Origin of the sequence: Paenibacillus plantarum, from assembly GCF_013141695.1 — a bacterium.
In the GTDB taxonomy this organism is placed as follows: Bacteria; Bacillota; Bacilli; order Paenibacillales; family NBRC-103111; genus Paenibacillus_E; species Paenibacillus_E plantarum.
Window position 1 is genome coordinate 129,626 of record NZ_WHNY01000082.1, and the last position, 14,140, is coordinate 143,765.

Sequence of the window (14,140 nt, forward strand, 5' to 3'; positions counted from 1 at the left end):
ATTTTTTCGACTATCTCACTTCCCTTCTACTTGACTCCTACAACTGGCAACTCAATGACTAACAAACACCCGCCTGTACCCTGCTCCTCATCCCCGGATATCCGTAGACTGCCCCCCAATTGCGTGATTCGCTCCATCATCGACTGCAGACCGAAGCCCAAGGCAGTCGCCTCATAGCGCTCTCCGTCGTTCCATAGCGAGAAGATCAGCTTGTCATCACTAGTATTCAGCTTAAACTGGAAACTAGTACAGCGGCCGTGGCGAATTCCGTTGGTGAGTCCTTCTTTGAGCGCGTGGTAGATCGCTTTCTTGTGCATGGAGCTTAGCGGCGGAAGCGGTGAAATGGCATGATCGACTTTCATCCCAGCCACGTCCTCCGTTTGTGCTAGCAACTGCTTAAGCGCAGGTTCCAGCTGGAAATCCGCTCCTTGCTGCTTCAAAGTACGGACAGACTCACGAATATCGTCCAGCCCTTTACGGACCAGCTGCTGTGAAAGCGCCAGCTTATCGTTGCCGCGGGGATCGCCGCGTTCGAGCAGCATTTTGGCAGCCTCCATCTGTACGATGGAGGTGGTTAGCGTGTGTCCGACATGATCATGAATTTCTTGGGCGAGCAGGTTCCGCTCTTCCATTAGCGTCAATTCATTTAGCGTCTCAGCCGTTTCGCGGACGGACTCACGAAGGCGATTCGTCGTAAACTCCAGTTCGGAGGTACGCTCCTGAACCATCCGTTCTAACTCTAACGTGAAGCGTGACAGCTTCAGTTGAATCCCAACACGAGCCAGCAACTCATGACGCGTAAACGGTTTGACGATGTAATCATTTGCCCCGGCATCAAAACCTTCCAGTAGATCGACCAGTCGTCCTTTGGCCGTTAGCAGGATGATCGGCAAGGTGCTTTCGTCATATCGTTCGCGAAGACTACGACAAATGTCATAACCGTTCATATCAGGCAGCAGCACATCCAGCAGCAGGAGATCAGGCACCTGCTGTTCGATAAGCGCCAACGCCTCTTCCCCATTGGCCGCCTTCAGCAATCGTAGAGTAGATCCGCTCAAATAATTGTCCAACACCTGAAGATTAACAGGCTCGTCATCCACAAGCAGCACCGTAGCGGAAGGCAACGGGTTTCGCAGCAGTGGCACTGGGAAATTCCCTGCCTCATTCGGAGACCACTCCACAGCAGCGGCTGCTGCCACCTCCCATGCGGGCGACGAATCGAGTACGGGCAGCAGGAAGCGACTTTCTGAAACAGCAATTTCCGATTCTTGCCGCCAAATTGGAATTGTAAAGCTGGCTGTCGTTCCGCTCCCTTCCACCGCATCCAAGTGAAACTGCCCGCCATGCATGGTGATTAATTTATGCGAGATGGTCAGTCCAAGTCCCGTCCCTCCCCTTCTTGCGCCAGATTCTGCCTGTTCAAAAGGAGCAAGAACGGTAGTCAGTTTGGCTTTGGGAATACCAATGCCTGTATCTATGATCGAAACTTCTACAAACTCACCTACTTGTTTCGCGGTTACAGACACCTCGCCGGTATCTGTAAATTTCACTGCGTTTCCGATCAAGTTGTACAATATTTGCTGCAACCGATTCGCGTCAGCACTTACGAGAGGAAGATCCGCTGGAAATTCTCTCACGAGCTGAATTCCTTTCGTTGCTGCTTGCGGCTCGAAAGCAGCAAGAACGAGCGAAACCGTGTCCGGCAATGGCAGGGAAACCAAGTCTAATGCGATATCCTGATGGTTAAGTTTGGACAAGTCGAGTAAATCATGAATAAGTCTCGACAGTCGTTTGCCGCTGGACACGACGAGCTCCAGGTTTGTTTGAACCTTGGGTTGCAGATCACCCGCAACACCATCGAGCAGGGATTCCGTCAGTCCGATAATGCCCTGCAACGGTGTTCGGAGCTCATGGGACGTATTAGCCAGAAAGTCGTCCTTCAACCGATCGAGTTCTTGAAGCCGGCTATTTTGAACTTGAAGGCGTTCAGAAATAACTTGATTTTGCACAAAAACGCTTCGTAATCTTGTAATAAAAACCATGCCTAAGGATAGGACAAAAATGAATACGCCGAAAATCCCGATATTTTCAATCCAATAAATATAATAATAAGGAGCATGCTCATAAGCAAATTTACCGAATAGCGGGAAGATGTACGTAGCGTAATTCAAACACAATCCTAGCGTTATCGCACCTATCCCCATGATTAGCCACGCGGCTTCCCCATCCCGCTGTTTATAGAAAATACGCATCATAGGAATGGCAAGAAATGGGATAATGATGGCCAGAACGATAAGGTACATAAGGCTGAATCTGGAAACCCACGGTTCATGTACATAAGCAATAAGGATACAAACCATAGCAAAAAGCGTTAGCAGATAACGGCTTATACGGAAACGTCTATGAAGGCTAGCTTCTGTCAATCTTTCGAAAATACCGACAACAGCGACCATTCCGACTGGGATACAGACACTGTAATAGTAGGTGATGTGTGACCAGTCCCCGTAGATCTGCAGTGTATAGGTAAGCGCTAGGCAAGCAAACCCACAAGTGAAATTAAGCAGTGAGAAATAGGCGTACAACACATCGCGGTGCATGACGAAAACACCCAAGGAGACCACGCTTAGAAATAAAAAACACGCAATAAGTGCCCATTTTATTGTATCAATTCGTATAAGTTCTATTAGGTTATCCTGGGCCTCCACAATTCTCATAGGTAGATACATGCCCATTGCCATAGTTCCGTAGGAATTTCCTTGGGGGATAATCCGAATTTGCAGCCATTTGCCAGTTGCATCATCAGGCAGCGGAACCTGCTTCCAGATGAAGATGGATTTCGTCTTGGTCTCCTGGAGATCTGCATTGATGGAGGCAATTTTGTGTTGATCCACGAAGGCTTCAAAAGACTTCGTATCTTGAATATTCAACTGAGCATCGCGCAGCGACGCAACGGCACTTGGAAGTCGCACACGAACCCAGAATTCAGCCATATTCGTTTGTCCTTCTGGGGTCGATGCTAGCTGTAAATAAGATTTCCAGTCGGATTCTGCATCCTGTAGTTGATTATCCACAATCGGCAGCTCCCCCAAATGAGCCTGCCATTGGCTCATACCTGGCAATACTTTCGGAGGGAGTACCTGCAGGCGTGAGAATCCGTCATTCACAAAGTAAGTGGCGCCAACCGAGCAAAGTATACTTAACAACAAGAATAGGAGGACACCTGTGAAACGGTTCGGAGAACGCCTATTCAACTATCCCCACCACCCAGCAACTGGCGTAAAGTCAATATGGCCACAGTCCGGTCATTCGTTCCAATTTTGGCATAGATGGCACTCACATAGTTCTTGATCGTTCCTTCACTCATGAACATCCCTGCCGCTATTTCCCGGTTCGTTTTGCCCTCCAACATCCAACGCGCAACTTCCTGTTCCTTGTCGGATAAGGTGATACCATCTGCGATCGCACGTACCGAATGCTTCATGCCTTGAATCGAAGCCGAAGCGGAAGACAAACGTGCCGCTAATTTGCCTGCAATGACGGAAGGCAGCAGAAAGTGGCCCAACACCGCATCGCGTATAGATTGTGCAAGCTTCTCACCAGGGATGTCCTTGAGCAAGAAGCCTGTAGCTCCCCCAGCAAGCGCTTCAATAATATAATCGTCATCGGCAAAAGTGGTAAGTATCAGCACCAATGTATCTGGATGTTCGGCTCGGATGTGCCGGGTGCACGCAATACCATTCATCACCGGCATCTGAATATCCATGAGCACGACGTTCGGGGATAACGTTTTGACAAGTTGAAGCGCTTCTGCGCCATCTTTGGCCATACCTACCACATGGATATCTTCTTGCAGGCTGAGAATGGTTTGCAACCCATCCCGCATTAATGTTTGATCATCGGCTATTACGACTGATATCACTGGATCTACTCCCTGCCTTGTTGGAATCTGCTTTCTTATCGAGTGAACCACACAAATCCATATTTTTCAATAAAAAGGTTGTTTAATTGTTCGGAGAGAAAAAACCGTCAAGGCCAGCAGCCCTAACGGTTTCTTAGATCACCATTTATATTGCAAGCATTGCTTTACTTTGGCCGCAGCTTCAAGCTTAACGGATGGTTTGAATAGATCTTTCAAGTTTTTACGCAAATCATCAAATTTGCCTTTAATGGCTGACTTAGAAAGATCGGTGAAATCGAGCTGTACCGGTCCTGCACCTAGCTTGGCTATGAGGGATCCTTCCCCTTCTTTGCATGGATCCCATGCTTTGAAATATTTGGCCCCTAACTCACCCTTGATAGGGCCATATTGTGCTTTAGCAGCAGCTTCGAATGAAGAGCCGCCTTTGGAGAGGTCCTCGAACGGATCAACTTCCAATCCGCCGCCTGCACCAACACCGGCTTCCACACAGGCGGATACGCCATCTTCTGTCGCACATACCTTGCCGCCAATGCCAACACCGGCATATGCGGATGCTCCGATACAGAATAAACCACAAGGATCACGCAATACGATCGGGTTGTTACTGACATAGGCGTAGACGTTCGACTCCCCGCTGTCCAGCAGAATCGGATCACGTGCTGTCCACCTAGCGGAGACAGGGTCATAATCTCTGGCTCCGAAGTGCACAAGCCCGACAGCTCGATCCTCGAGTCCTCCTGCGAAGCCAATCTTCAGCTCGAAGCCGGGATTAGAGTCACTTAGCAATACACCGAAGGAGCTATAATGAAGTTTTTTGACAGAATCACCTTCCTCATTCAAAACTTCTCTCGGTGTGCCTACATTGTCCGTCATCACATAGTAGCGCTGACTGTCATGTTCCAAGCCGATGAGTAAACCCTCATCGTTATAGAAATAAGTCGTTAATACACCATTCTTATCAATGGAACCCGTCAGCATATGGATGAATTCTGGATGGCCATACAAGTATTTCTCCGTATCGCCGCCACCTTCCCGCGCTGTCCGTCGACCTATTGCATCATAAGCATAGCGGTACGTATTGCCAGTGACAGTCGCTTCCAAGAGTTCCCCACGTATACCATAACGATAGGTGTCCCCTCCTCGATTCGTCAGGAAACCGTCGGTATCAAAAGCATACCCAACTGAGCCTACGGTCTGGAGCTGCCCAATTGTATCATAACTACTCATTTCTAATGCCGAGCCATTCACCTGTTTACTAATACGATTCTTACTGATGTCGTAAGAGTAAACTTCGTTATAGGTACCGTCTGTACCGGTTTTGAGTGAAGCCAACATTTGTCCGTCCGCATCGTAGTCATAATGGGTTTGATTCGCTGCACCTCCGGTGAAAGTTTGCTTTTCATCAGAGAGAAGTCCTCGTGTGTCATACGTAAACTCGCTGCTAGAGTGGAGCTGCCCTCTCCATAAATAGCTGCGTTGCTCAAGTTTTCCTAGGTCATCGTAGCTATTCAGAATCTGGAATGAGCCGTCTGTGATTGAACTTATAAGGCCGCTGGTTTCATGAGTAAATTGGAACGGACCGAACTTGGTCATCTGTTCATCGCGATCCCAGCCGATCTGGGTATTTTGAACGACCGTCTTCGGCTGTCCGTAGACCTCCTCCGTAACCGTAGTGCGGATGTTCGTGATGTTCGTCACATTGGCACCAGTATCAAAGCTATAATCGAAGGTGGCGTTCGCTACGCCTTGCAGCACCATTTGCAAAACCTCACCCCCACCATACGTGTAGCCGACAGATTGCCTCAGATCGGGATCCCCTGCCTGCTCGCTGACCATCTGTGTGACGCGGTCGGTTGCGTCTCCGTACACAAAAGATCGGTTCAAATCAGGATCATTCATGCTCTGGATTCGCTTGCTGCCACCAGACTCAAATCCATAATCTAGCGCGCGCCCGCTGGCAAGAATCGCCTTGTCAACGAAACCAGCTGCATCGTGTGTCAGTGTAAGCCAAGGCTGCCCACCTTCCGGTGTAAACGTGTTGAATTGATTCAAATTATTATACTGTTGCTTGTAAATGGTTCCGTCAGGCAGCGTCGTTTGCGCAGGATTACCATTCTTATCATAATCTTTGTAATATGTCTTACCACTAGGTTGTTTGATCATCGTTAGGAAGCCAGCCTCATTATACCCATATTCTTTCCGATTGCCTGTTTCATCTGTCTCCGAAACCAGCTCTCCGCCAGGATTATAGGCATACGTGATGGAATGGGTGCCTTGCGAGATCGTCTGAAAGCGTCCATGCTCATCATACGTGTAAATGACCGACAACAATGACTGATTCGGATAGTCAACTCGATCAATTGTACCTGTGTCGTTCAAATGAGATACCTTCACTAGACCTTCCGCAGATGTCTCCACATAAGTTCTTGCTGTCGCATCATATTTCACGGAAGACGACGCACCATTGACCACATAAGTTTGTGTTAAGGAAGTAAAACGTCCTTGATTGTCTCTCTCCACAGCTCGCGTCTCCGAATAGGTTACAACGCGCCCATCTGGTGTGGTAATTTTCATCTGATTGAGTATGGGTGCATCCATGCCGTAACGAGGATCACTTTCGAGCTTTTGCGTGACCTTCGTGCCATCCGTATAGGTCATTTCCTTGGATCCGTCAGCTTTATTAACCACAACAGACTTGGCACCGCCAGGCTCGGTTATCGTACGAGTGGTTTGGCTGCCAACTCTGCGGGTCTCATAAACGGTCTGGCGGTTCGCAGCATCGGTGAATGTGACGGAAAGTCCGTCGCTTAGTTCTGTGCGTGTTAAGGTTTTTACCCCTCCAGTAGGTGTATTCGCCTGAATAAGGTAACCTTTGTCATCATAGAGATAGTCAGATTTATGCCGGTTCGGATCAGTAAATGAAGTCAGCAATCCTTTCGTGGTATACGTCATATCATATTGATAGCCCAGCTTTCCACTTACAGTTATTAGTTGACCTAGCCCATTGACCGTCAGTTCCGTACGCTGCCCGCCTGGTGCAACAATTGCAGTAGGTTTGCCAGAAGCATCCCTCACGATCGTCGTCCGATTTCCGCTGCCGTCATCTAGCTGTATCAATCGCCCCTCTGTATCATAGCCGAAGCTTTGCATCACTTTGCCTGTTAAGGCATGAACAGTCTCCGTATGACGACCGTTCACGGTATCAATCTGGGTCAACGTTATTCCGTCATCGTTAGGAATGCTGGTCTTATTCACGTCAGCTCCAATTCGGAAGAAGTTAGGTGTGATTCCACGTTGGTCATACGTTCTAAACATCGGATTCCCCTTCTGGTCCACACCAATTAACTTCACGTTAGTAAGCGAAAGGTTATTTCTTTTCACAAAGGCCATAGCATCCGTCTGATCAACAAGATGAACAATTTTGTCTGGCGTTATTTGGAAAAGGGGACCTAATGTCGTGCCGACGCCATCTACCTGCATGTAGATGTTTTCCTGTCCGTCTACAAATATCTCTCGTGTTAAGAATCGCGAGTCGGTTGCGGACCTGCCATCTGAGATGACGGGATCGAACTTGCCCATGCTTGCATCTCCGGCGATCAGCTCCAGCGATCCGTCTTTGGTTATTTTGCGAATACGGCTCTTTACTCCCCAGTAGTCATACATGTGATCTAGCACATAGAGCGTGCCATTTGGACTCGAAATCAACCTTCCGTACCCGATATTCGCTGGTGTAGCCGGACCGGTGTCAGGGCCATATCCCGTCCTGCCTGCGTGGTATACATAACCACTTGCGTCGAGCTTATAGTATTGAATTGTCGTGATAGTACTGCTTGGATGGCTGCCTTCAAAATACAAATTACCTTCGCTATCCGTCGCAAATGCGCTAAAGTCCCCGCCTCCAGTTTCGGTTCCCTTGGTTCCGTCTGGAATAACGGCTGAACCATAAGATCCCTTGCCGACAACACGCTTCCAATCGGAATCGTTAGGTCCTTTTTTATATATGCCTTCATACAAATAGGACAGATATAAGGTGCCATCCGGGCTCACTGTAAAAGCTTTGGGAAAGCCCTGTGAGGGGAACGTTGCCACTTTGAGCGATACATTGTCTGGTGTTACTCGTACAATCGACAATTCATTCAGTACACTATTGTTTCTTACTAAAAAATAAAAATCCGAACCAACAATGGCATACAAAGATTGATCTACATAGTATTGTTGCTGCCCCATCTGTGGGGAGAGCGGATTGAATTGACCGCTGTCCTTCTTCTCGGTTTGCCCATCTCCATTAAGCAGTTTCTTCGTTGTATTATCAAAAATATGATGCGTATCCAAACTCCAGCCAGCAACACCTTGCTGTTCGTAAGGATTTATAGGCGAGCTTATTATCCCTTCATACGATCTCGTGACCATAATTTCCGAACTGCTTCGAGAACCGATACCCCCTCCAACAGATGGAAGTCTTGCCCAGCTCATTGCAAAGCCTTCAGCTGTTGGGTAATAAACAGCTTTATAGCGGTAACTCACCGTTACTTGATAAGGATGATCTCCGATAAGCTTGCGCCCGTATCCATCGACTCCGTCCCATTTGAACGTATACCACTGATTGAGTGTTAATGGCAGCGACTCATAGACTGATTTGCCCGCCACTTGGATGCTGACCGAAATGCCTTGTATGGATGCCGGCATCGGTGTTGATCCTGTCACTGGGAATTGGATCGTTGAACGCTCCTCATAACCTTCCGTCCGTTCACTTTGGTAACGGAGCGTATATGGCGTCCCGGGTATGGCTATCGTCTCTCCAAGTGATTGATCCTGACAACCGATGATAGAGCCAGGTTGCTTGCAGGGCTCTTCTCTTGGATCGGGTTGAGACGATTTCTTAGGTATCGGATTCGGCGGAGCGATTGCGTCACCAGGAGGTCCATAAGGCCAGTTATGATCCCATGGTGTGAAATGAGGAATGGGTACGCGCCATAAACTTTGACCTTCCGTGTATAAAGTGGCTAGCTTCTGCAATTCTTCTGCCGTGATCTTGAAGGTACTTAGCTTCGTCACATTATCAGCAGCACCATCCCCGTCCGTATCAACCTGCGCACTGCCTGCTTCAATTCCAACAATCTGAATAATAACACCGTTCTGTGCTGGCACCCAGATCCCCGCCTTGCGATCATAATACGCATTAGGAACGGAAGTACCTACAGGGAACTCAAGAAAATTATCAACGTAGTGATACAAAGGTTGGTTAAAAGTAACCTCGGTCGCCCCCGCCGCCACGGCTTCGTCCGCTGACAGCTCGACCGCATAGGTGTAGCCGACATTCTGCGGCAGAACGCCCGGCATCGCTTCCAGTCCTCTGTTGCCGACCGTATATTCCGTCGCTCGGAAATGGATCTGCGGAAGTGGTTGAACCGTTCCATCCGGCAGTGTCATCGTGGCTGTTGTACCCTTCGGCACAACAATTGTCGATGTTCGCTCGCCATCTTCATCTTGGACCGTAGTCCCACGAGCTACTTGGGTGTCAGTCGCGTTCGTAAGGTTTAATTCCGTCACTTTGTCATCGTAGGCAAGCAGCACCACATCGTCCAAACTGGTATAGGTGCCCCATGTCAGTTGCTCCGGACGTTGGGCTAGCAGATAACTGGGCTTGCTGAACTGGACTGTAAGCAAGCCTGTTCCGTTGACAACTAAATCATAGGCGCCATCTACTCGGCTTAACGTTTGACCATATTCTGGGTGATTCAGGATGCTCACTTTCACTCCGCTTAGTGGGAGACCATCCGCATCAAGTACTTTACCGCGCAACACAGCCGAAACATCGGAACGAATCGCACCTGGGATAACCCCTGCTTGCACGGCATTGTTGCCTGTATACAGAAATTGTGTTTGCTCAGCGAAAGAAGGTAATCTCGTCAGCGGAATATCTGGAGCTGCGGAAGCAGGATCCTCAGGAACGGCTTGCTTATTCGGCGTAAGGTTGATCGCTGCCGATTTGGCGGATTCATTGCCATTGCTATCATAGGAGGAAACGGCGAAGTTGTAAGTCGTTCCGTCCGTTAAACCTGTAACGGTAAAGACAGTCAACTTCTTGGCATCGCCTCTCATCTGCCAAGTATCGCCGTTGTCCGTTGATGAATAGATCTTGTAGCCCGCTAAATCGTTCTCACTGTTCGCATGCCAGATGAGTGATGTACTGCCGTCGACAGCGCTACCATTCAGACCGACGGGTGCAGCAGGTGCTGACTGATCAGCGCTGATTGGCGTGGCCGTCACAAATGCGGATTTGGCCGATTCATTGCCTGCATAGTCGAGTGCTGTTACAGCAAACGTGTATGCTTTACGGTTGGTTAACCCTGTCGCTTGATAGGTTGTTGCATATCCAGTTGAGACACCGCTACGCCAAGTCGCTGCGCCATCCTCGGAAACATAAAGCTTATACCCCGCCAAATCTTCTTCCTCATTCGGTGACCATGTCAGTTGAATTTTGGTATCACCAACGGATGCAGTGAGCCCCACAGGTGGAGCGGGAAATTCGGTATCGGGCTCCTCTTGTGGCGTGAGTGAGACGATATTGGATTTCTCTGACTCATTATCGTGAACATCATAAGCAGTAATGGCAAAGCTGTACGTGACGCCATAGCTTAAGTTCGTGAACGTGTACGAAGACAGATACGGATAAATTTGACCTTCATGAATCCAGTTACTCCCATCATCATCTGAAACGTAGAGGTTATATCCAGCAAGATCAACTTCGGTATTCGTTTGCCAAACTAAGTCCACCCGATCTTGACTAGTCGCACCTGCAAAACCTGCTGGTACAGCAGGAGGCGTCGTATCAGGCGTTTCCGCTCCTCCTGGGGTCAGTTCAAGAAATGTGCCTTCCGATTCTTGGCCGTCACGGTTATAAGCAGTTAGCTTAAATTGATAGGGCTGACCATTGGTTAAGCCTCCCCAAGTTAACGTCGTATTGTTCGTCGCATCCCACTCTTCGTAATAGGATGCTCCTTCATCGTCGGCCGATGTGATTACGATCTTATAGCCTACGGTAACTGAATCGGTATTGGGATGCCAGGTTAAGTAAACTTCGCTATCGCCAGCCGTGCCCACAAATCCTGCTGGCTTTGAAGGATTCTGTAGGCTGGGCTGCACGGCGTGTGGCATTGATTTTGCCGACTCATTTCCAGTCTTGTCATATGAGGATACAGCATAAGTATACACGGTACCATTTACTAAGCCTGTCGCTACATAGGATGCCGTAGTAATGGCATTAGCTGCAAGTGACCACGTTACTCCCGCATCTAAGGAGACATAAACCTTATAGCCTGCTAGATCAGATTCCGTATTCGCTATCCAACTTAGCGTAGCCTGCTGGTCGCTCGGCACTACTTGAAAGCCTGTTGGTATGGCCGGTGCTGTCACATCTGTTGATCCACCACCCTGAGAGACGCCACCACCACCTGGGCTGCCGCCTGAGTAGCCTCCTACTGGACTAACAGTTCCGTCCAGTGCAGATAACCGGCCAATTTCAGCTAGTTGGCCTACGCCTGGCGCATTTACCTCTTGTTGTACATGGACGAGACGGCAAGCACATTCGTGTTTCTCGGTGTCTTCCTTCCCTTGATCAAGGACCTTCAAGATATCTTGAAGTGCGCCATTTGTGAGAAGAGAATTCGCTGTTCCAGCTTGATCCGTGTATGATTTCCAATCTTCCAACGTGAGCAAAGATAATTGGTATGTACGATTTGGCTGCACGTAAGCTTTGAAAGTCCCATCTGTTCCCGTTACTGCGAAGAATGTAGGGTTCGTTGTGAAAGTCACGATAACCCCCTGTAGAGGTTCAGCGTTCTTCCCCACTACCTTGCCCGAAAGGCTTGCAGCCTGAGCTGTTTGCACATCAACGAGTTGGCTTGGTGTGTTTAGATCCACAACTTGATAGGCTACCTCGCCGCTATCGCTAGTCGCGTTGATATCGTATGCTCCGAAAGGCAGCTTAACATCGAATACGCCAGAAGTGTTCGTCGTTCCGGCTGCTAGAAGAGCTCGCTTGCCTTTGGCATGAATCTGAACAAGGGCTCCTTGGAGGAGCTTTCCATCAGGTTTTTTTACCGAAAGTTTTAATATACCAACAGGTTTAACCTCCAACAGTTTCCAAGCGCGATGCAGCATGACAGCTGCTTCAGCTCTCGTTACCTGATTGTAAGGACGAAAAGTATGATCTTCATATCCTCTAACAATGGCCGCCTTGCTCATGGCCCCAACAGCTAGCGTAGCCCATGCAGGGATAATTGACTGATCAGCAAAATCTGATGCATACGTCGCATCTAACTTTAATACGCGCTGCAACATAGCGGCAATTTCAATCCGGGAGATCGACGCTTTAGGACGGAATGTACCATCCTCATACCCCTCGATCAGTCCGAATCCGGCTGCTTTGACAATCTCTTTGCGATGTACTTGATCTTCAATGTCCTTGAAAATCGGATTATCGTTCTTCTGTGTAGTATCCAAACCACTGAACTCGGCAACATGCAGAAGCCAGACAGCTGCATCAGCACGTGTTAGCGGTGTACTTGACTCGAAGGCACTGCTTCCGGATTGTTTATCCACTATGCCTTTACTAAGAAGCTCCTCTATCTCTGCTTTGGCCCACACCGGAAGAAGATCTTCATCTGGGGGAGTTAGAGGCGTTGGGGTTGCATCTGTAGATGTGGTTGCAGCCTGCAGCACCTCATCCCCCATTTCAGCGTGCATCACGCCAGGCAAAGTCGTTTGAAGCAGAACAAACAAGCTGAGCACCATCGCCCAATTTCGATACCACTTACGCATTCTCATTTGAAACCTCCTGACCTTGTATCACTTCTCCCTTCATTATGAAGTTGCATACAGGCACGGAGTAGAGACTAATTACATAAAAATCCCAGTGACTCGTCATCATTCTACGAATGACAAGTCATACGTTCTGCCTCTACGCGTCATGTTGCTTCTCGACTCAAGTAACTGGAGACCCCAACTATATATAGGAATTCTTTTCCCGCCAACGGCAAAAAGAGCCCTAAATGGGCTCTATAACGTGTTGCATAAAAAACTAATAACCTCGTTGTACATCCACCGATTGGCTAACTCGTTTTTGTCCACTATCCATTTCACCAAGCACGGCGAGCAATCCCTCAATTGCTTCATCCACCCCAGTAACCGCAGAAATATGAGGCGTAATGACCACGTTCGGATGAGCCCACAACGGCGATTGTAGGGACAGAGGTTCCTCCCTAAATACATCAAGAACAGCTCTACGCACCTGTCCCAGTTCAATCGCTTCCAGTAGTGCGTTCTCATCCACCGAAGCGCCCCTACCAACATTAATAAAGCCAGTATCCTGCATGAAGGAAAATAAGCGTCTTTCAAATAATCGTTCCGTGCTTGGGGTTAAGGGTAACGTGTTTATGACCCAATCGGCCTGAGGTAACACATGGTCCACTTCGGTAATCGGAAGGACATTGTTAAAATGACGGTTCGCTGCGCCGCTTCGAGATATTCCATATACGTTTACTCCAAAATTGCTAAGCATCCGCGCCACTTCCTCGCCAATCGTACCTGTTCCGAAAATGACGATATTCAATTCACACAGCAGCTTCTGCTGTGAAGGCAGCCATTGCCTTTGGGACTGAGCATGCTGGAATGTATCATGACGTTGTAAATCGGCAAGTAGATAGCTTAAGCAATATTCCCCTATTTTCCGCCCAAAACTGCCGACCGTACGCGTTAACACGACATCTTTTTTCCATTCGCGATCCAATAAAAAAGCATCAACGCCAGCTCCAAGCGCATGAATCCACTGCAATTTACCGAAATGAAACGACTCCGTCGGTTTAAAGGCCACATAACCATCCGCCCAGTCGAAGTGATTCGGACATACTTCCGTCTCTGGAAGAAATAGATACTCCCTCTTCGTGTCCATTGAAGCAAGCGTTTCAAGCTCTTTATACATTCGCCCGGTCACTAATATTCGTTTGATATCCAACTACAATGCCTCCTCAGAATCCGTAAAACTACGCGATAGTAACTAATTGTACCACGGTAGATAAATAAGTTGAAAATGTCGTTTCGTATTCACTGGCGCTTTTAGCCTGTTTATTTGGATTAACTGGAAAACATACATCTATTTAAAGGGAATTCCCTCTGAAATTTGATTTAGCTGTAAAATATGTAGTTAAAACTTCCACTTTT

General features: G+C 48.3%; 4 protein-coding genes. All 4 read right to left on the reverse strand.

All coding sequences use genetic code 11. The features are described from left to right. Positions 1-26: 26 nt before the first annotated feature. Positions 27-3,251: an ATP-binding protein gene (locus tag GC096_RS33860; protein ID WP_171636779.1), complete on the reverse strand. Its 3,225-nt coding sequence runs from the start codon at positions 3,249-3,251 to the stop codon at positions 27-29. Then, positions 3,248-3,919, reverse strand: coding sequence for a response regulator (locus GC096_RS39410; RefSeq protein ID WP_312886404.1), 672 nt, complete (start codon positions 3,917-3,919; stop codon positions 3,248-3,250). The genes GC096_RS33860 and GC096_RS39410 overlap by 4 nt, the downstream gene beginning before the upstream one ends. Positions 3,920-4,057: 138 nt before the next feature. Next, positions 4,058-12,748 carry a fibronectin type III domain-containing protein gene (locus tag GC096_RS33870; RefSeq protein ID WP_171636781.1) on the reverse strand — a complete coding sequence of 2,897 codons (8,691 nt, stop codon included), beginning with the start codon at positions 12,746-12,748 and terminating at the stop codon, positions 4,058-4,060. Positions 12,749-13,001: 253 nt separating this feature from the next. After that, positions 13,002-13,934, reverse strand: coding sequence for a D-2-hydroxyacid dehydrogenase (locus GC096_RS33875; RefSeq protein WP_171636783.1), 933 nt, complete (start codon positions 13,932-13,934; stop codon positions 13,002-13,004). Positions 13,935-14,140 lie beyond the last annotated feature (206 nt).